A 19,595-nucleotide genomic window follows, 5' to 3' on the forward strand; every position below is an offset into this window, starting at 1 on the left:
ATGGCGCCAGCGAACACGGCTGGCGCAGCTCACCTTATCTATCATGGAGATGAATGCCGGCGATGGTAGACTCTGTAGCTAACCCGGTAGCGCTGACCCTATTCCGGTTGGCAGACGTTTTGCGGGCGGCGGTTACCTGGCCCGGCAGAGTGTCGATTTATATCGGCGCCACCGCCATGATTTTCATGGCGGCCATCACCGCGACCGATGTCGTCATGCGGAATTTGTTTTCAATCGTCGTGCCCGGCGGCCTTGAAATCACCGGTCTGATGACCATCCTTGCCACGCTATGCGCCGTGGCTGTGGTCGAAATCGAGCGCAGCCACATTCAGGTAGATCTCATATTGCGCATCATGCCGGAATGGGTGCGGCACCCCACACTGGCCGGCGGGCTGATGCTGTCCCTCATGATCATTTCCGTCACTGCCCTGCAGATGTTGTTCCAAGCGGATTATCTTCAAGACAATGGCATTGTCACGGGCGTGCACGAAATCCCCACGTGGCCATTCGTTGCAGTCGGCGGCCTCTTTGTTCTTTTAATGGGCGTGGCGCTGCTGTCCAATCTTTCGGAATCCGTCGGTCGTGTTTTCGAGATGCGGGATGGCCGGGCTTTAGTCGTGCTTGCAATCTGGACCGCCCTGGTTGCGTTCATCACATACGCATGTTTTAGGCCGGAATTCCTGCAAAATTGGCTCTCCCGTGATGTGCTGGCCATCTTTTGTATCATCCTGTGTTTCGTGCTGATTTTTCTGGGTGTGCACGTGGCCGCGTCGATGGCCGTCACCTCCTTGATGGGGATAAGCCTGCTTATTATGCCGACTGCGAGCCTGACCACTTTGCGCACAACCGCGATCAGCGTGGTCAGTGACCAAACCTGGAGCGTTGTGCCGCTTTTCACCTGGATGGGATTGATCGTCGTCGCATCCGGGTTTGCACAAGAACTCTACAAGGCCGCTTATCGCTGGATCGGGCATATGCCCGGTGGCTTGGCTTCGGCCAGCACAGTCGCTTGCGCGGGTCTCTCCTCGATCGTGGGCGATACGCTTTCAGGTGTCTACAGCATGGGATCCATCGCACTGCCGCAGATGAAATCCTACGGGTACGACATGAAGCTGGCCACGGCCTCGATTGCCTGCGCCGCGACCATCGGCGTGATGATCCCACCAAGCCTGGCCTTCATCGTTTACGGCATGGTTACAGAAGTTTCCATCGGCAAGCTTTTCATCGCCGGGCTGCTGCCCGGCATACTTTTTACCGTTATACTGATATCGCTCATAACTGTGCGCGCCATGCTCAATCCTTCTCTGGCGCCCCGGGGCGAAGTCAGTACATGGAAGGAACGTTTCGAGGCCAGCAGAAGCACTTGGCCTATCATCCTTCTCATGCTGATGGTGCTTGGTGGCATTTATTCCGGCCTTGTAACACCAAACGAAGCAGCGGGCCTGGGCGTCACCGGAGCAATCATGATTGCTCTGTTTATGCGGCGTCTCACGGTAGACGCCTTTTGGCACTCGATCACACAAACGCTTCGGCTTACCTCTGGTATCATAATCATTTTCATGTTCGCGACCGTGTTCAGTCGGTTCATAGCCATTAGCGGCCTGACTCAGCAGCTTGCTGGCCTCGTAGTGGACTTGAACCTCGGCAAGTATCAGATCGTTGCTGCTATCGTCATATTTTACCTCGTCATCGGCATGTTCATGAACGCTCTTCCCGCGCTAGTGTTGACGGTACCCTTGTTTTTCCCGATCGCAATGAGTGCCGGATTTGATCCGGTTTGGTTCGGCGTGCTCGTGGTGATCATGGTTGAACTGGGTGTTGTGACGCCGCCGATCGGAGTGAACGTGTTTGCGATCTCGGCGATCGCCAAAGATGTCCCCATGTACGATATCTTCAGAGGCGTGCTGCCCTTCTGGCTCGCGTACATGATGCTTGCAGCGCTAATCGTTCTGTTTCCCCAGATCGCGCTTTTTCTGCCATCCCTGATGTAGGCCTTTGGAATTCATCTTAACGAGCGCTCTCTATGATCAAGCCGCCTATAACGTTATCGCATTTGACCAGCCTTGTGAGCGAGGAAATCGGCTTGTCCGACTGGCACACGATGGATCAACAGCGGATATCCGATTTCGCCGATACGACGGAAGACCACCAATTCATTCACATCGACCCGGCCCGTGCAGATGCAACGCCTCTGGGCGGCACAATCGCACATGGTTTTCTTACGATGTCGATGTTGTCTGTCATGCTCAACGAAGCTGTCGGGGAAATTGGCGGTTCGAGCATGTCTTTGAACTACGGCTTCAATTCAATTCGCTTTTTGTCTCCAGTGCCGGCAGGTGCGCGCATACGTGGCAGGTTCTGGGTCGCGTCATGTAAGCAACGAACATCCGACCAGTGGAAATTGACGTTGCAAGTTTCTGTTGAAATCGAAAACCACGAAAAACCGGCTCTTGTCGCCGAGTGGATGATTTTGTTGGCGCGCGCCTAGCTCACAAACCTGCAAATGCATCTAAAGCAAAAGAAAGAATTCGAAGACTGGATGCCGTTTGTTCTCTTGGTGCACACATTCTGCAAGCGCCGCCCCGTAAATAGCTGATTTAATTTCTTTTACGTCCAATCCATCACTGCGCAAATCCGCATAAAGCAAGACGGCAAGACAGTCCGTAGTGAAAGTCAGACCTGCGATTGCAAGAAACTGGCGCTATTCGCATATCCGCCAGACCGGCGACAAATATGCCGAGTGGCCATGGGTCCCGGAAAAAGTTTCCCCGTAACCGCCCCCGAAGCGGGTACCAGCGCATTCAGAAGGAACATCGCCTGCCTCCAATGGCGGCAAACGCGTTGAGCCCGACCTGCCCGATTTTCAATCATCCTTCGAAAGATCGATGATGCTCCCCCTGCTGTGAAGCAGACGCGGGCTCGAAAGATATCCGTTTTCATCATCGACGGTGACCTCGAAAGCGGCGACGCCGGCAAAGCGGGATGCCATCGCGTCCACGATTCTTTCGGCGGAGGCGGCGGAGCTCGCCTCTCGCATTTCACCGGCTGTCAGGCTGCCTCTCTTCCCTTTATTGAAGGGCATGATGATGATTTTCTGTTTTTCCGACATTTCGACTCTCCGCCAACAACGTTCATGTTTCGTTCTAATATTCAACCATGTCAACGGAGATCGTGCATTCTGCACTGCCCATGACTTAACCAAGGCCTCGTCATGATCTTTCGGTAGCTTGAGAGCATACCGCAGGGAAATCCATTCGCCATGCCCCTGCGTTTACCCTCCCCTGCGTCTACCTTTGGAGGCCACCAGGAGGGGATGCAACCTCGATCTCGCGCAGTGGAACCGGCTTCGAATACAGGAACCCCTGAAGGCTGTCACAGCCCATCCTGGTAAGGCCTGCATCCTGCATTGACGTTTCCACGCCTTCCGCGGTTATTTTGAGCCCGCTGGCGTGGGCAAGGTCAACGATGGCCCGAATTATGGCTTCATCGCCGGCTTTCTCACCGAGTCCATGGACGAAGCTTCTGTCGATCTTGATCCGATCGACGTTCAGGGAACGCAATCGGCCAAGAGACGAGAAGCCGGTCCCGAAATCATCAATCGCGATCTGAACTCCAATTGCCCGCAGGGCATCCAGATTGTCGACAGCAGCACTTGCTTCATCCGTCGCGGTTGTTTCCGTCACTTCCAACTCAAGCGCCTCTGGCGACAGGCCGGTAGACAACAGAACTCTTTTGACCTTGGCAGCGTAGCCTTCATTGCGAAGCTCGACACCGGATACATTGACAGCGACGGTTTTGCCTGACCATTTTGCAGCAGCGCTGCAGGCTTCGCGCAAAACAAATTCGCCGACATCCTCTATCAACCCGGTTTCTTCGGCTATGGGAATAAACAGCTCGGGAGAAATCGAGCCGTATTTGGGATGGTTCCAGCGCAGCAAGGCCTCGTAGCCCTTGACCAGGCGGTCATGTGCGGAAACAATCGGTTGATAATGAACCTGAAACGTCTCGCCTGTCTTCAGAGCTGCGCGCAGATCCCCTTCTATTTCCTGCCGTCTGCTGAGCAACTGATCCATATCCTCGGAAAAGAACGAATATCGACTGCGTCCAGACTTTTTGGAAAAGTACAAGGCGACATCAGCCTTCCGCAACAAACTGACGCGATCAAGCCCATCTTGCGGCGCCAGCGCGGCGCCAATGCTCACTCCAACGAAGACTTCCTGACCACCGAGCAAGAACGGGCGGCGAGCGGAATCAACTATTCGCTGACAGATTCCGTCAACCTCCTTCAGACTGGCTTTCCCTCTCAGCATCACGGTGAATTCGTCTCCACCGACGCGGGCAACGACATCGCCCTGACGCACGATAGCCTTCAAGCGCTCGCCGAACTCTCGGATTAACGCATCGCCCGATGGATGGCCGAGCGTATCGTTGACTTGCTTGAAACGATCCAGGTCGAGGAAAAGAAGAGCGCTGGTTCCGGAAGCCCCCTTGGCCAACTCAACATCGACATACTCATTGAAGTAATTTCTGTTGGGAAGGCCGGTCAAAGGATCATGCAGCGCCATATGCCGGATCTGCTCCTCGCTCGCTTCCAGCTCTTTCGTACGGTGATGATAGAGAGCCAGAAAGAACGCTATTGCGCAAAGTGCAAGGACAATAACGGCTGACAGAACCGGGATCAGCCTTGATAGCATCGTAGCCCCGGGATGGTGGGGATGCCAGACCATGTAGCCTGTCGATCTTCCATCAGCCGTCTCAAGTGATTGGCTGGAATAGTCTGGATCACCGCTCGCCGCCCACGAAAAATGCAGGTCGTCGAACATGTAGTTCGTCCGCAACTCTTCGATCAGGTTGCCATCGAGGAACTGCACGGCGACGTGAACGCTTTCGTCACCGGCTGTCTGCTGGATGTCACCGGTATCGGAGACGATTGGCTTGACGCTGACGATCGCGGGACGGTCCTGGATGACAGCCAGATCCGAAACGCCCAGTGTGAGCACGGTGTCTCTGATCTGGCTGTCATCGCCAATACGCAGCTTCTGGCGAAGAGCAAGCACCAAAGGCAGAGTTTCACCGCTGACCACGTCAAACGCGTCCGGGGTCGCGATACCGCCATCCGCATAAGCGTAAATTGGACGATCCGCAGGATCGAGAACATAGGCCTGGTCAAGTCCGAAGTACTCATGCATCCAAGCTCCGAGGTTGCTGTCCATCCATTCGGTGTCGTGCGCACGTACCCGCTCGACGGCATCGTCCCATACGGTGACGCTTTCCTGATCATGCGCGACATCGGAACGCAATTGGGAGACGACGAACTTAAAAAGGTTCGCCTGGCGATCGTACGAAACCCGATCAGCCTCGTGTCCCGCCCAGGTCAAAAGCCCCAAAACGCCAAGTCCGATGACGCCGGTCAACGCTAATATCGGGAAGGCTCGCGTCAGAATGAAGCCTGCGACACCGAAGTGAGTCTTTTTATTGCTGCGCATTTCGAAACCTGTCATGAAATTCAAAAAACTATGGAGATACATGTGTTTCCACGCAAGCAAATATGCCGGCATAGTCACCCGGAACGGTGCTCCACTGAAGGGTTGCTCTGACTGAACTACTGCCTGCCCGCTCGCTCAGAGCGATGATCTCCGGGAAGGCCCCCCACTCTCGTGCATCGCCAATTGTTCATGAAAACTGGAGCAATTTTTCCGAAGAACTGTTCTTCTCTTTAGTGCCTGCCCGATAGAGGCGATGCAGCGTTGGCAGACAGATCGCATCTAAGCGGCCTGGTCTAGGCCTGTACTTTAGGCTTCGGTTCCAGCCGTCATTCTGGTTCCATATCCTCGTGTCGATACCGGTCGTGTTATTATCCTGCATACCGCTGCTGAGGCCGCTGAAGGGCCGGCTGGTCGCAAGGCAGGATTGAGGTTCCACCGAGTAAAAAGCCGGCAACCGCCGACGCCTGATGCCCGTAAACGATGCAGCGCGAAGCCGCGGAGACCTTCACGCGATCGTTTCGTTCGCCCCCGCCAGTTCCGCTTGCCGGGGGCCTCACTGTAGCATCCCGACGGATATCTCAGGCCTTCGCCTGGAAATAGCGAATGGCGTTGTCGAAGCAGATGTCCTCGACCATGCGGCCGAGAAGCTTTTCATCATCCGGAATTTCACCATCTCTCACGCCCTGGCCGAGAAGCTGACACAGGCAGCGGCGGAAATATTCGTGGCGTGTGTAGCTCAGGAAGCTGCGGCTGTCGGTCAGCATGCCGATGAACTGGCTCAGAAGTCCGAAATTGGCGAGCTGGGTCATCTGCCGCAACATGCCGTCCTTCTGGTCGTTGAACCACCAGCCGGAGCCGAACTGGATCTTGCCGGGAATGCGGCCGTCCTGAAAATTACCGCACATCGCCGCGATCATCTCGTTGTCGGAAGGATTGAGGCAGTAGAGGATGGTCCGGGGCAGTTCGTCGGTCTGCTCGAGCGCGTCAAGCAGCCTGCCAAGCGCCATGGCGACCGGCTGATCGTTGATGGAATCGAAACCGCAGGCCTCGCCGATCTCGCGCACCTTGCGGGTGTTGACGTTCCTGAGAGCGCCGATGTGATATTGCTGGGCCCATTCGCGCCGGTGATATTCGCGCCCGAGGAACACGAGGAGAGCCGTGCGGTAGGCGGAAAACTGTTCGCCTGTGGGAATGACCCCATCGCGGCGGCCTCTGAGGATGGCGTCGAGCTCGGATTCCGTCGCCTCCTCATAGCTGACGACGTCGAGCGCATGATCGGAGATCGTGCATCCGGCCGCCGCGAAATGGTCCAGCCGCAGGGTCAGCGCCTCGTAGAGGGTGGCCATCGATGTGATCGCGACGCCCGACACCTCCTCCAGCTTTTCGAGATAGGCCATGAAGCCCGGCTGGCGGATGTCGCAGATCCTGTCCGGCCGGAAACACGGCACGACATGCGCGCGAAACCGGCTGTCGCCGTTCGCCTTGCGATGCGCCACGAGATCGTCGACGGGATCGTCCACGGTGACGACGGTATGCACATTCATCCGGTCGACGATGCCGCGGGCCGAAAATCCGGGCTCAGCCAGCATTTCGCTTGTCCGCTCCCAGACCGCCGAGGCGGTTTCGCCAGATAGCAGCACGTCATCGATACCGAAGGGCCGCCGCAGTTCCAGATGGGTCCAGTGATAGAGCGGATTGCCGATGGTGGCCGGCACGGTGCGCGCCCAGGCATCGAATTTTTCACGCGGCGTCGCCGAGCCGGCGCAGAACGCCTCGCTGACGCCATTGGCCCGCATCGCGCGCCACTTGTAGTGGTCGCCGCGCAGCCAGATGTCCCACAGGTCCTTGAACTGGTAGTTCTCCGCCAGTTCATCGGGCGGCAGGTGGCAGTGGTAGTCGAATATCGGCTTGTCTTTCGCGTAGCCGTGAAAAAGGCGTCGCGACATCTCCGTGTCGAGCAGGAAATCGTCATGGATGAAACCGGGCATATTCTGTCCTCCTGATAGGTGGCGGCCGCGGCGGATCAGAACCCGTGCAGCACGCCGCCGTCAACCACTGTGATATGGCCGGTTACATCGCGGCGGCATCGGCCGCAAGATAGACCACGGATCATTCCGTCACAGGCAGCCTGGACGCAGAAGTGGCGGGACGCATGGGGAATGCCGGGAAAAGACTTCATCGAGGCGGGAAAAAGCGCCGAAAGATACCCGAAAGGCGGGATATTCAGCTTCAGGAACCTGCTGAATGCCTTCGGGCGCGGTGTCCGGGAATGGTCCCGATCGCGGTGACCGGTGTGCCCTGGCCGGGATCGCCTATTGGCGGGATCGGACTGACCAGCCGCTGCCCGGCTGGAGATCAGCTATTTCGGAGGTTGCAAGTTCTTGGGGGACGAGACCGAACCAAGCGTCGGTTCGCCATACAGTCGCGCCGGGGACGGGTTCGTCCCCGGCAGGCACCGGAGGGGCTCGGATTTCAGATCAACGGAATACCGTCGGGTAGCGGCGGCGAGCTTCGGCTCTCAGTTCGTGATAATCGCTATACATTTCGCCGACGCTGCGCGCGAAACGCACCAGGGGATTGGGCTGGTTGCTGAATTCGGTCTTGCGGGTGGTCTTCATCTCTCAAATCCTCGTTTCGGCTCTGCTAGTCACAACATAGTGACTTCTCGCCTGCGGGGTATGGGGTTGGACGCAGGCCAGCATTGCACTGACGTGGCAGCTTGCGAAACGACACTCGGTTCAGCGGAGCGTAAACACGGCTCAACGCTCACCGGACAGATCAGCGCGAGATCATCCCGGCGATCTTCACGGCATAGCGATCGGTCATGCCGGAGACGTAATCGGCGAGCGCATGGAGCGCGCTGTAGGGATCGCGCGCGTGACGCAGATCGATGCCCAGCGCGCGCTGCAATTGCCGGGGATAACCGTCGAGCCGCTCGGCCTGCCAGTCCGCTTCGGCCAGAGCCTCGATCACCGGCAGGATGCCGTCGAGAACGCGATGGACCAGGTTGCGGCCCATGACCTCGAGTTCGGTCTTGCGTGGCGATGTGAAGATGCGCTCATTGGCCAGGGTCTCGATCGCGGCGAAATTTGCCGCCTGGGCCGAAGCGCCGACGAGCCCCTTGGCGAACCTGCCGCCCATGATCGCATCATAGTTCCCGGCAAAGGCCCGGCTGCAATCCTCGAATGCCCGGCCGATCGCGACCGCCCGCAGCACCGCGATCTTCTCGGCGGGCGAGTCACCGCGATCATCCTTCGGTGAAAAGCCGGCAACCGCCGAAAGAAGCGGCGCAACGTCGGCATAACCGAGATCGCCGGTGGTGAAGGCATCCTCAAGATCGAGGATATTGTAGCAGATATCGTCGGCCGCCTCGACAAGGAGAACCAGCGGATGACGCCGCCACCAGTTTTCCGCGGCATCGCCCGCGATCAGGCCGGTACGGGCAGCGACAGTTTCAAGCTCGGGGCGCTCGCTTTCGAACACGCCGAACTTCTTCAGACCGCCGTCGTGGACCGCCAATTTCTTGCGGACCCTGGCCGTCACCGGATACTTGATGAACGCGCCGAGCGTCCCATGGGTGAGCCGCATGCCGCCCGGCCGGTTCATTTCCAGCCGGGTGAGGATGCGAAAGCCCTGGGCATTGCCCTCGAATGCCTCGAATTCCTCGGCAAAACAGGTCTCGCGGTCAAAAAACAGCCCCTCGCCCCGGTCGAACCGCTCGGCAAACCACGCGCCGATCGCCGCTTCGCCGGAGTGGCCGAATGGCGGATTGCCGATATCGTGGGCAAGGCAGGCCGCATGCACGAGGCCCGCGACAATCGCCTGGCCGCCCGGATCGACCTTGCCTTCCTGCTCGAGCCAGTAGCCGACCTCCAGCCCGAGCGAACGCCCGACGCTTGCGGTCTCGACGCTGTGTATCAGCCGGTGATGGATGTGGTCGTGGTCGTAAAGCGGATGGACCTGGGTCTTGTTGGCAAGCCTGCGGAACGGCGCCGAAAACGAGATCCGGTCGGCATCCTGGTCCCATGCCGGACGGCGGGGAGAGGCCTTCTGGTCGGGACGCTGGAGACGTTCGAGGTCGAGCAGAAGCGACCATTCCATTTCAGCCATATTCCTGTCCCCCGGTCGGAAACCCCGTTATTCCGCAGCCTTGCCCTGCGCGGTCTTGTCTTCCAGATGTTTGTCGGTATCCGCTTCGCCATCATGCTCGAGTTCGTAGGCATAGCCTTCAAGCATCACATAGGCCTGCTCGATCGCCTCGATCTGCGTTTCGGCATTGCGGATCGCCTCCCCGATCGATTCGCTGCGCGCCCGCAGCATCGATCCCAGCACATCGGAACTGCCCTTGTCGCGCTTGCGCCGGGCAAGCCTCGCCATATGCTTGCGCACCCGTGCGCGGTGGCGCTCCAGCTCCAGTATGTGGAAACGGCTCTTCAGGATGTCATCGGAAAGCTTGCGCCGCATCGCCGCCACGGGATCGAAACTGCCCGGCTCGCGCTCATCGAGGATCATCTCGTTGACCAGCGGTTCGAGCAGCAGCACGCCCTTCAGATCCTTGGCGTCGGCGAGTTCGGGGTCATAGCCGGTATCATCATACACCCTGCGGCGCACCGGGTCCTTCAACAGGTCGTAGGAAGCCTGAAGGCGGGCGAAGCGGTCGCCGTCGCCGCCGCTGTCGGGATGCGCTTCCTTGGCAAGCTGCCGGTACGCCGCGCGCACGGCCTCGCCGTCGCAATCGCGATTTATGCCCAGCACTTCATAGGGATCGATCAAACCGTCACCCTTGCTATCCCGTTCAACAACGTCCCATGGACTAGCGCGCCCGCCCCGCCTGTTCAAGCTGAAAGGCGGTGTAAATCCGCTTCAATCGCGCGCAATGCGACTAAACCGGGCTGCTGGCCCCGCGTGGCACTTTATGGCCGCAAATTTGACATTCGGGCGTCCAAATTCTACACAACAGCCGTGCCGCCGACAAAACCATGTTTGCGGCAAGCCTCCACCATTGCTTATCTGGAGGCCCGAGCGACGCCGTATGAGGCTTCGCATACCCGCACCATGCGGGATCATCGTCCGCACGCATCCGTTGTGTTTTACCGCGTGCAAGCGCTGGCACCCAGCGCCAGGACAATCGGACGTCCGCCGAAGAAGGAACCAGTATGAGCGTCAAACTGACCGCCAAAAACGTGTCGAAGCTATTCAATGATGACGACGGCGAAGGCGCGCGCCGCCTCGCCGCCGGCGAAAGCAAGGAAGACATCTTCAAGGCGACCGGCGTCACCGTCGGAATCGACAATGTCAGTTTCGAGGTCAATGAGGGCGAAATCTTCGTCATAATGGGCCTTTCCGGCTCCGGGAAATCGACGATCGTGCGGACGCTGAATGGCCTGATCCCGCCGACCGCCGGCGAAATCATCATCGACGATGTCGACGTGGCCTCTTGCGACAAGGAAACGCTTCGGGAGGTCCGCCGCCAGAAAATTACCATGGTTTTCCAGCACTTCGCGCTGTTTCCTCATAAAACGATCATAGACAACGTCGCCTTCGGCCTGAAGCTCAAGGGCATGGGCAAGGAAGAGCGTCACAAGGTGGCGCGCGCCTCGCTCGCCAAGGTCGGACTGGAGGCCTATGCCAATAGCTATCCGAGCCAGCTTTCCGGCGGCATGCAGCAGCGCGTCGGTCTGGCGCGCGGGCTTGCCAACGACCCCGAAATCCTGCTGATGGACGAGCCCTTCGGCGCGCTCGACCCGCTGATCCGGCGCGAAATGCAGGACGAACTGATGGTTCTTCAAAAAGAATTGAAGAAGACCATCATCTTCATCACCCACGACCTCAACGAGGCCATGATCCTCGGCGACCGCATCGCCATCATGAAGGACGGCGCCTTCGTGCAGGTCGGCACGGCGCAGGAAATCGTCTCCGAGCCCGCCGATGACTATGTCCGCGCCTTCGTTTCCGACATCGACCGCAGCCGGGTCTTCAAGGTCTCCGATATCTCGCAGGATGCCGCATGGGTGAAGGTCGATTCGACCACGGCCGATGCGCTTGCGGTGATGGACAAGGCCAAGTCCGATCTCGCCTATGTCGTCGAAAAGGGCGTGCCGGTCGGGCTGCTGATGCGCTCGGACGCGATGGGGGCCGCCCGCGCCACTCCGGTGCGCGAGGTCATGTATGCCGAACCGCCGACGGTTTCCGAAGGCTCGTTCCTGAACGAGGTCTATGGCGCCGCCCAGGCCGGCGTGCCGATGGCCGTGACCAATGATGCCGGCAAGCTCGTCGGCGTCGTTTCCCAGGAAGCGATCTTCGAACAGCTGACCGCCGATACGGAGGAGCCGCCTCCCCCGCTCGCCGAAGAAGAAGCCAAAAAGCAGGCGCCGGCCCCCAGCCAGCCGGCTATAAAGTAAGCCGAGAGGAAGACAGACATTGTTCGATCCATCGCAGTATTTCACCATTCCCTTCGATAGTTGGGTAAACGACTTCGTCCGCGGCTTTCTGGTTCCGAATTTCCGGCCGTTCTTCCGCGCGCTTCAGGTGCCCGTCAACCAGGTCCTGATGGCGCTCGACACCTTCCTCGCCTTCGTTCCGATGCTGGTGATGACGGCGATCTTTGCGCTGCTGGCCTGGCGCATCGTCGGCAGGACGATGGCGATCGTCACCATTGTCGGCTTCCTGTTCGTTGATCTCATCGGACTGTGGCCGGACACGATGACGACGCTCGCCATGATCCTGACCTCGGTGATCTTCTGCACCGTTCTCGGGGTTCCGGTCGGCATTCTCGTTGCCCGCAGCGACACGATGTGGCGCATCGTCAGACCGATCCTCGACGTGATGCAGACCGTTCCGAGTTTCGTCTATCTGGTTCCGATCGTGATGCTGTTCGGCGTCGGCATGGCGCCGGGCATCATCGCCACCATCATTTTCGCGCTGCCGCCGATCATCCGCATGACCAATCTCGGCATCCGCAATGTGCGCACCGATCTGATCGAGGCCTCAGAGGCCTTCGGCGCCAATTATTCGCAGACCCTGTTCGAAGTTCAACTCCCGCTTGCCATGAGAACCATCATGGCGGGGTTGAATCAGACCCTCATGCTCGCCATGTCCATGGTTGTCATCGCAGCGCTGATTGGCGCGGGCGGCCTCGGACAGGTCGTCAACACCGGCCTCGGCCGGCTCGATGTCGGTGGTGCTACCGCCGGCGGCGTCGGCATCGTGGTGCTTGCCATCGTGCTCGACCGCATAACCCAGGGCCTTGTCGAGCCTTCGGATCCCAACCGGATGACATTCCGTCAGGCGTTGGGTACGCTTTTCAGCGGTCAGAAAAAGACCGCCGAATAAAACGAGAGCGTCCCTCTCGGGGCGCTTTCTTAAAGGGATCTCCAATCCCGTCGCCAAGGCGGTTGGCTGTAACAGGCTCCGCCGCAACACGTAGAAACGGAGAAACACTCATGAAAAACAATCTCACCAAACTGACCGCCGCCCTGATGCTCGGCGCTGCCAGCCTCGCGCCGGCCGCAGCCTTTGCCGCGGACGGCCCGGGCGATGGCAAGACCATCAAGATGGCCCAGGCCGACTGGGACACCGGCTGGTTCCAGGCCGAAATCTACAAGCAGATGTTCGAGGATCTCGGCTACAGCGTTACCGGTCCGATGACGCTCGGCGCCTCCGCCTTCTATCAGGCCGTGTCGCAGGGCGATGTCGACCTCTGGGTCAATGGCTGGTTCCCGCTGCACGAAACCTACAAGCCGACCTTCGAAGGCAAGGCCAAGGTTGACGGCGCGGTCGCCAAGGGCGGCGCCCTTCAGGGCTACCTCGTCGACAAGGCGGCCGTCGAAGAGTTCGACATCAAGACCCTGGACGACTTCAAGCGTCCGGAAGTCAAGGAAGCCTTCGACCGCAATGGCGATGGCAAGGCCGATCTGGTTGCCTGCCCGCCAGGCTGGGGCTGCGAGCTGACGATCACGCAGCATATGGAAGACTTCGATCTCGGTGATGACATCAACCCGATCAAGGCCGGCTATTCCGCCTCGATGGCGGACGCGATCGCGTCCTACCAGAATGGCGAGCACATCCTGTTCTACACCTGGACGCCGAACTGGACCGTCGACCAGCTGAAGCCGGGCGAGGACGTCGTCTGGATCGAAGTGCCGCAGAAGGAAGGCGTCGACTTGCCGGCTCCGGCCAAGGGTCTCGAAACATGCGTCGCCGATCCGTGCTACATGGGCTTCGTCGCCAACGACATCGTTCCGGTCGTCAATGACGAATTCCTAGCCGACAACCCGGCGGTCGATGCGCTTCTGAAGGAAGTCTCGATCCCGCTGCCGGATATCTTCGCCCAGAACACTGCCATGAACAATGGTAATGACGACGTCAAGGCGCAGGCCACCGAGTGGATCAAGAACAATCAGGACACGGTTGACGGCTGGCTTGAAAAGGCCCGCGCCGCCGCAGGCTGATCGGCCTTCCCTATTGAACGAAATGATGAGCCCCGGTCTTTTTGGCCGGGGCTCGTTTTGTTGACAAACCTGTCCCCACACTCCGCGTCATCAACTCTGTTGGCTTAGCTGGTCTCTGAACCTTGCATTCAATGTGATGACTATCTTTCGCATGACCGCGGCGAGGGCGACGATTGGCTTTTTACCGTTGTGGATGAGGCGTTTGTAGAATTCGACGAATTCGCCCCTTCCTTGTGCGGCCTGCATGGCGGGCATGAACAGGATCGTTCGCACGGCTGGCCGTCCACCGCGCATCCTGCGGTAGCCGATCTTGTTGCCGCTTTCGTTTGGATGAGGCGCCAGGCCCGCCAGAGCCGCTGCTTGCTTTCGGTCCATCTTCCCCAGTTCCGGTATGGCGGCAATGAGGGCTGCGGCCGTCGTTTCGCCGATACCCTTCATGGCGGTTGCGGTCCTGGCCCTCTGCACAAGGGATGCGGAGCGCATCAGCGCACTGATGGCTTTGTCGACAAGCACGATCTGCCGGTTGAGGACAGTGAGCAGGGCCTTGAAGGTGGCGGCCAGGTCGCGCCCGCCCAGTTCGCGCGCGCTTGGGGCCTTGGCGCGATTCTGCTCGGCCACCCTCATGGCCACCAGATCGGCGCGGCGGCGCACGAGAGCCTTGAGCCTTGCCTCACAGGGGTCCTCCGCATGCCATAAAGGCAGGGTTGCCCATCGCTCCAGCCCATAGGCGACCATTTCCCGCGCATCGATCGCATCGCTCTTGCCCAAGCGGCCGCGTGACCGGATGAAAGCCTTGAGCTTGCGTGTGTCGGCGCGATGGAGCGGAAGTTTCAGGCCCCGGCATTCTTCCATCAAGATGATCTCGTAGCCGCCGGTGGGCTCGCAAATGACCAGGTCGACATCGCACTTTCGCAGGAAGTGCCGGATCTGTTTTCGCTGGTTGGGAATGACCGTCGCGATGCGGCCGTCAAAAACGGCGATGGTGTCCTTGGCGACATCGACGCCAAGGCAACGGCACGGGGGATGATGCAAAAAGGTCATGGTGATGCTATCCTCTCTAGGCTTCGGATTGTTTGCGGGCGTGCCAGGCAGCGGCCCAATCAACTCTCCAAGCGATGGCAGAGTGCGGCAGTGACCTTGATGACGTCGGGTGTTGCCCAATCCTCGGACGGTCGCCTGCCACAGCAGCTGCGGGCTGTGAAAGAGCCCGCAGCTGCGCCAACATCATAACCTGCATTCAACAAACAATCCTCGGGCTTGACCCGAGGATCCAGGGCCACACGGCCTGCGCTTGCTAAAGAGTCTTTCTGCTCAAGGACTTGAGCAGGATGGATGCTCGGATCAAGTCCGAGCATGACACCTGTGGGGGGGCGGCTGACAGAGGCAACAAACTGCACGTCTCCGGGTTTGTCAGCAGTCTGAGCCCCGGTCTTTTTGGCCGGGGCTCAGTTTGTTGACAAAGGCCCTGACAGATATTTCCGTCATGCCGCGCTTGACCCGACATCCAGGGCCAAATTTGGAGGGCTATCAGGGTGTTCCCCTTGCACGTATGGCGTTCCGCAGCCCTGGACCCCGGATCAAGTCCGGGGTGACGGGCAGAGGGGTAGGCAAACTCAAGGTGTCTGCAATATGGTTTGTCAGCAGTCCGAGCCCCGGTCTTTCGGCCGGGGCTTTTCGTTTCTGATACCTCTCCGCGAGGCGAAGCGGATCACCCCTGGCCTGTAAAAGGCCCGCCGACCCTAGGCCGTAAACCCATAAATGGGGTTCACATGGGTGCGATGACTTGATTCAATGGTTTCTGGAAAGGAGACCATTGATGCGCCGACGTTTTGACCTGACGGATTTCGAGTGGGCGGTGATCGAGCCGCTTCTGCCCAATAACAGCCGCGGCGTACCGCGGGTCGATGACCGCCGTGTGATCAACGGCATACTCTGGCGCTTTCGTACCGGCAGCCCATGGGCCGATGTTCCGGAACGCTATGGCCCTCACACCACCTGTTATAATCGCTTTGTCCGCTGGCGGCGGGCTGGTGTCTGGGATCACCTTCTCACGGCGATTTCTTCCGCCTTCGACGGCGATATTCAGATGATCGACTCGTCTTGTGTTCGCGTGCATCAGCATGGCGCCACCGGTAAAAAGGGGGCGCCAATCGAAGCATGGGACGTTCCAGAGGCGGCCTGACAACGAAGATCCACGCTCTCGTCGATGCCGATGGGCTGCCGATTGATCTTCGCCTCTCAGAAGGTCAGCATGCTGATTGTCGCTACGCCGAAGATCTGCTCACCAGACTTCATGCCGGAACGACGCTTTTGGCAGATCGTGGCTATGACACCAACGCCATCCGCGCCACGGCAACTCAGGCGAAGGCATTCGCCAACATCCCGGCGAAGCGAAACCGAAAAAAGACCTTCGCTTTCAGTTCGTTCCTCTATCGCTATCGAAACCTCGTCGAGCGGTTCTTCAACCGCATCAAAGAAGCGCGTGGAATTGCAACGCGTTACGACAAACGCGCCGACAACTATCTCGCGGCAATCAAGCTCTTCTCTGTGCGACTATGGTTAAAGCGTTACGAGTCTACGGCCTAGGACGCATCCAGGCTGATGCCGTTTGTCTCGATGCGGTAGAAGAACGTCACCACCGCGCCGGCAAGCGATGTGGCCACAAGGGCGTAGAGCAATGCCGTCGTGCCGATATCGGCGAGCAGGACCGGAAACAGGAAGGCCGTGAGGCAGGCCCCTATCTTGGCGAACGAGGCGGCGAACCCGGCTCCCGTTCCCCTGATCCGCGTCGGGAACACCTCGCCGGCGATCAGATAGGTCTGCGCATTGGGGCCGAGATTGGTCATGAAGTTGAACAGCATGAAGCCGGTAAAGATCAGTGTGGTCTGCGTCATACCGCTGTAGGAGCCGGCCTGGGCGGCGATGAACAGCCCCGCGGCGCAGCCGATGAAGCCGAAAACCTGCAACCTTATCCGCCCGAGCCTGTCGGCGAGCAGGACGGCTGCGACAATGCCGACCAGCAGAAGCACGTCGAGCAGCGCCGCGCCCTTTGCGGCGATGAGATCATTGTGCACGAGGTCGGCAATATTCTGGGCATGCGCACGCTCATGGCCCACGGTCGCGGCCAGGATCGTCGGGGTAAAGATACCGATGCCATAGGTGCCGAGGTCCTGAAGGAACCATGGCACCGAGGCCAGGATGAGAGCCCTGCGGTTCTGCTTCTGAAACAGGCCGCGATAGCCGATGGCGTGCTGCTTGGCGTCGTTTTTGTTCTGACGGTCATTGATCGAAATCTTCTTCGGATAGCGCGGCTGGCGGTGAAGGAGCTTTTGCAGCTCGGTCTCGGCAGCGCGCTCCCGGCCCCGTACCGCCAGCCAATGCGGACTTTCCGGTATGAAGAAACGGCCGGCAAAGACCGCCAGCGCGGGAATGATCGCGCAACCGTACATCCAGCGCCATGCGCCGACCGATGGATCGAGCGTGAGGATGATATAGCCGAGGATTGTGCCGAACAGCGCACCGACCGCCTGAAAGCCGAAGGCGGAAAGAACAAGTCCGCCGCGGGTGCGCGACGGCGTGCTCTCGGAAATCACGAGATGGGCCGTGGGGTAGTCGCAGCCAAGCGCGAGCCCCATGCCGAACAGGCAGACGATCAGCCACGGGAAATTCGGCGTGAACACGATCAGCCCAAGAAAGACAATGAACAGCCCGATCTCGAAAATGAAGACCCGCTTGCGCCCGAAGCGATCCGAAAGGCTGCCCAGCGCGCTCGCGCCGATCAGAATGCCGAACAGCGAGGCCGAGCCGACAAGACCATGCTGGGCGGCGTTGAGGCCGAATTCGCGGGCGATCAGCGGCATGGCGACGCCGGTCATGAAGACCACAAGCCCCTCGAAGAACTTGCCGGCAACCGAAAGGCACCAGATACGCCACTGCATCATTGTCATCTGCGGCGCCGGCGCTGCCGTACCGTCCGCCCAGTAGGGATGCTCATCGATATAGTGCTGAACGCTGTGGCTCTCTGCCACAGTCCCCGGATCGTTGTTGATAGCGTCCATCATATTCCCTTCCATCGCAGGATCTCCCCCGTCGGAGTCCTACAGATCGCGGTTGAGACTTTGATGACAGCACGCCGAATACGGGCTCTCGACCGGCAGAGAGACTTGCCGGGCCGCACCCGCGCCTACACACAACAAAGGCCCGGCTTCAGGCGACCGGGCCTCGGATTGAAATGCTCGGAAGGCGTCTTGGCAACGCCTTTTCCACTGCTGTCAGGCGGCTGCGGCGACTTCGCTGCCGATCAGGGCGCCAAGCCGGCGCATCCCCTCATCGATCGCCGCAGGCTGCGAACAGGAGAACGACAGGCGAAGGTGGTTCTTGCCGCTTCCGTCTGCGTAGAATGCGTTGCCGGGGACAAACGCCACCTTGGCTTCCTTCAGCGATTCCTTGAGCAGTGCCGCGCCATCGATATGTTCGGGCAGGGTCAGCCAGACAAACATGCCGCCCTGCGGCTTTGTCCAGCTCACGCCATCCGGCATGTGCTCGGCAAGCGCTTTCAGCATTGCGTCGCGACGCTCGCGGTAGACGGCAATGATCTTCTCGGCCTGGGCATCGAATCCGGCTTCGGCGACGCGCACGACGGCCATTTGGTTGATCGTCGGCGAGTGCAGATCGGCGGCCTGCTTTGCCAGCACCAGCCGGCGGATGATCGGCGTTGCCGCGCAAACCCAGCCTACGCGCAGGCCCGGCGACAGCGTCTTCGAAAAACTGCCGCAGTAAAGCGTGCGGGTGTTCTCGATGCCGCCGGAGCGCGCGCAATCCATGGCGAGCAGCGTCTGCTGGCGCTCGCCCTCGTAGCGCAATGCCCGGTAAGCCGCATCCTCGATCACGGCAATGTCGAGCGCGTCGGCAATATCGAGCAGCTTTTCGCGCTCCATCGGCGTCAGGCATTCGCCGGTCGGATTGGCGAAATCGGCCGAGAGATAGGCGAATTTCACCCGGCTTCCGGCTTCGCGGGCGGCGTTGGCGTAATCTTCCGGCGCCGTGTTGCGGGAAAGGTCGAGCCTGTCATAGCGCGGCTCATAGGCATTGAAGGCCTGCAGCGCGCCGAGATAGGTCGGCCACTGCACCAGCGCGGTGTCGCCCGGCGACAGCAGCATCTTGCCGAGATAATCGAGCGCCTGCTGGGAGCCGGAGGTGATGAAGATATTGCCGATATCGGCGTTGATGCCGCGCGCATTCATGCGTTGCACGATCCACTCGCGCAGCCGCACATAGCCCTCGCTGACAGAGTACTGCAGCGCCTGCCCGGCTTCCGCGCCGCCAAGAATATCGGAATAGGCCTTCTGGAAGGCCGCCGCCGGAAACAGCGCGGGATCGGGAATACCGCCGGCAAACGAAATGATGTCCGGCTGGTCGAGCAGCTTCAGAAGTTCGCGGATTTCGGACGCGCCCATCCGTTTGGCGCGGGTGGCATAGATTGATTCCCAGTCGAGCATGGGGGTTTCCTCAAACGTCTTTTTGTGCGGGAAACATCATCACAGAGCGCTATTTAAGTCAATAATACTGACCTATTTTTCGGTAATAAAACCGCGATTGTCGGCGAGCCGGCGTAACTTTCGGTCCCAGTATCATCGATTTCCGTAATTTTGTGACGAAT

16 protein-coding genes are annotated in these 19,595 nt (G+C 59.4%); 7 read left to right on the top strand and 9 right to left on the bottom strand.

Annotated features, from left to right (window positions below; translation table 11 throughout):
• Positions 1-62 precede the first annotated feature (62 nt).
• Both HQ843_RS19750 and HQ843_RS19755 read left to right on the top strand, forming a co-directional pair.
• Positions 63-1,991 carry a TRAP transporter large permease gene (locus HQ843_RS19750; RefSeq protein ID WP_180901571.1) on the top strand — a complete coding sequence of 643 codons (1,929 nt, stop codon included), beginning with the start codon at positions 63-65 and terminating at the stop codon, positions 1,989-1,991.
• Between the two features lie 32 nt (positions 1,992-2,023).
• Positions 2,024-2,488 (top strand): MaoC family dehydratase, encoded by a 465-nt coding sequence (locus HQ843_RS19755; protein WP_180901570.1) that lies wholly within the window; start codon positions 2,024-2,026, stop codon positions 2,486-2,488.
• Positions 2,489-2,863: 375 nt separating this feature from the next.
• Here HQ843_RS19755 and HQ843_RS19760 read toward each other — a convergent pair whose 3' ends face one another.
• Positions 2,864-3,109, bottom strand: coding sequence for a hypothetical protein (locus HQ843_RS19760; RefSeq protein ID WP_180901569.1), 246 nt, complete (start codon positions 3,107-3,109; stop codon positions 2,864-2,866).
• Positions 3,110-3,287: 178 nt separating this feature from the next.
• Positions 3,288-5,558 (bottom strand): putative bifunctional diguanylate cyclase/phosphodiesterase, encoded by a 2,271-nt coding sequence (locus tag HQ843_RS19765; RefSeq protein ID WP_246710441.1) that lies wholly within the window; start codon positions 5,556-5,558, stop codon positions 3,288-3,290.
• A 227-nt stretch (positions 5,559-5,785) separates the two neighbouring features.
• On the opposite strand from HQ843_RS19765, the gene HQ843_RS29790 reads away from it, so the two are divergent.
• Complete coding sequence (locus tag HQ843_RS29790; RefSeq protein WP_256432957.1) at positions 5,786-5,914, top strand: DUF983 domain-containing protein; 129 nt, start codon at positions 5,786-5,788, stop codon at positions 5,912-5,914.
• A gap of 150 nt (positions 5,915-6,064) precedes the next feature.
• Here the strand turns inward: HQ843_RS29790 and uxaC are convergent, their stop codons facing one another.
• From uxaC to HQ843_RS19790, 4 genes are all read right to left on the bottom strand, one after another.
• Positions 6,065-7,474: a glucuronate isomerase gene (gene uxaC, locus HQ843_RS19775; protein ID WP_180901568.1), complete on the bottom strand. Its 1,410-nt coding sequence runs from the start codon at positions 7,472-7,474 to the stop codon at positions 6,065-6,067.
• A gap of 489 nt (positions 7,475-7,963) precedes the next feature.
• On the bottom strand, positions 7,964-8,104 hold the full coding sequence (locus HQ843_RS19780) for a hypothetical protein (protein ID WP_180901567.1): 141 nt from the start codon (positions 8,102-8,104) through the stop codon (positions 7,964-7,966).
• Positions 8,105-8,264: 160 nt separating this feature from the next.
• Complete coding sequence (gene dgt, locus HQ843_RS19785) at positions 8,265-9,596, bottom strand: dGTP triphosphohydrolase (protein ID WP_210275313.1); 1,332 nt, start codon at positions 9,594-9,596, stop codon at positions 8,265-8,267.
• A gap of 27 nt (positions 9,597-9,623) precedes the next feature.
• A complete protein-coding gene (locus HQ843_RS19790; protein ID WP_180901566.1) occupies positions 9,624-10,259 on the bottom strand; it encodes a J domain-containing protein in 636 nt (211 codons plus the stop codon).
• A gap of 383 nt (positions 10,260-10,642) precedes the next feature.
• Between HQ843_RS19790 and HQ843_RS19795 the strand changes: the two genes are divergently transcribed.
• The 3 genes from HQ843_RS19795 (at position 10,643) to proX (ending at position 13,936) form a co-directional block, all read left to right on the top strand.
• Entirely contained in the window at positions 10,643-11,887 is a 1,245-nt protein-coding gene (locus HQ843_RS19795) for a quaternary amine ABC transporter ATP-binding protein (RefSeq protein ID WP_180901565.1), read from the top strand.
• Between the two features lie 19 nt (positions 11,888-11,906).
• Positions 11,907-12,818 carry an ABC transporter permease gene (locus tag HQ843_RS19800; RefSeq protein ID WP_180901564.1) on the top strand — a complete coding sequence of 304 codons (912 nt, stop codon included), beginning with the start codon at positions 11,907-11,909 and terminating at the stop codon, positions 12,816-12,818.
• Between the two features lie 110 nt (positions 12,819-12,928).
• Complete coding sequence (gene proX, locus HQ843_RS19805; protein WP_180901563.1) at positions 12,929-13,936, top strand: glycine betaine/L-proline ABC transporter substrate-binding protein ProX; 1,008 nt, start codon at positions 12,929-12,931, stop codon at positions 13,934-13,936.
• Positions 13,937-14,026: 90 nt separating this feature from the next.
• On the opposite strand, the gene HQ843_RS19810 is transcribed toward proX, so the two are convergent.
• Positions 14,027-14,977 carry an IS110 family RNA-guided transposase gene (locus tag HQ843_RS19810; RefSeq protein WP_180897501.1) on the bottom strand — a complete coding sequence of 317 codons (951 nt, stop codon included), beginning with the start codon at positions 14,975-14,977 and terminating at the stop codon, positions 14,027-14,029.
• 772 nt (positions 14,978-15,749) lie between these two features.
• On the opposite strand from HQ843_RS19810, the gene HQ843_RS19815 reads away from it, so the two are divergent.
• Positions 15,750-16,522, top strand: a protein-coding gene (locus tag HQ843_RS19815; RefSeq protein WP_246710122.1) for an IS5 family transposase whose coding sequence is annotated in 2 segments (ribosomal slippage) — positions 15,750-16,080 and positions 16,080-16,522 — 774 coding nt in all. Because the reading frame shifts where the segments join, the coding sequence is not laid out codon by codon here.
• Here the strand turns inward: HQ843_RS19815 and HQ843_RS19820 are convergent.
• Complete coding sequence (locus HQ843_RS19820; protein ID WP_210275312.1) at positions 16,519-18,009, bottom strand: MFS transporter; 1,491 nt, start codon at positions 18,007-18,009, stop codon at positions 16,519-16,521. The genes HQ843_RS19815 and HQ843_RS19820 overlap by 4 nt on opposite strands.
• A 198-nt stretch (positions 18,010-18,207) precedes the next feature.
• Entirely contained in the window at positions 18,208-19,434 is a 1,227-nt protein-coding gene (locus HQ843_RS19825) for an aminotransferase-like domain-containing protein (protein WP_180901562.1), read from the bottom strand.
• Positions 19,435-19,595 lie beyond the last annotated feature (161 nt).

The organism is Martelella sp. NC20, assembly GCF_013459645.1.
Lineage (GTDB): Bacteria > Pseudomonadota > Alphaproteobacteria > Rhizobiales > Rhizobiaceae > Martelella.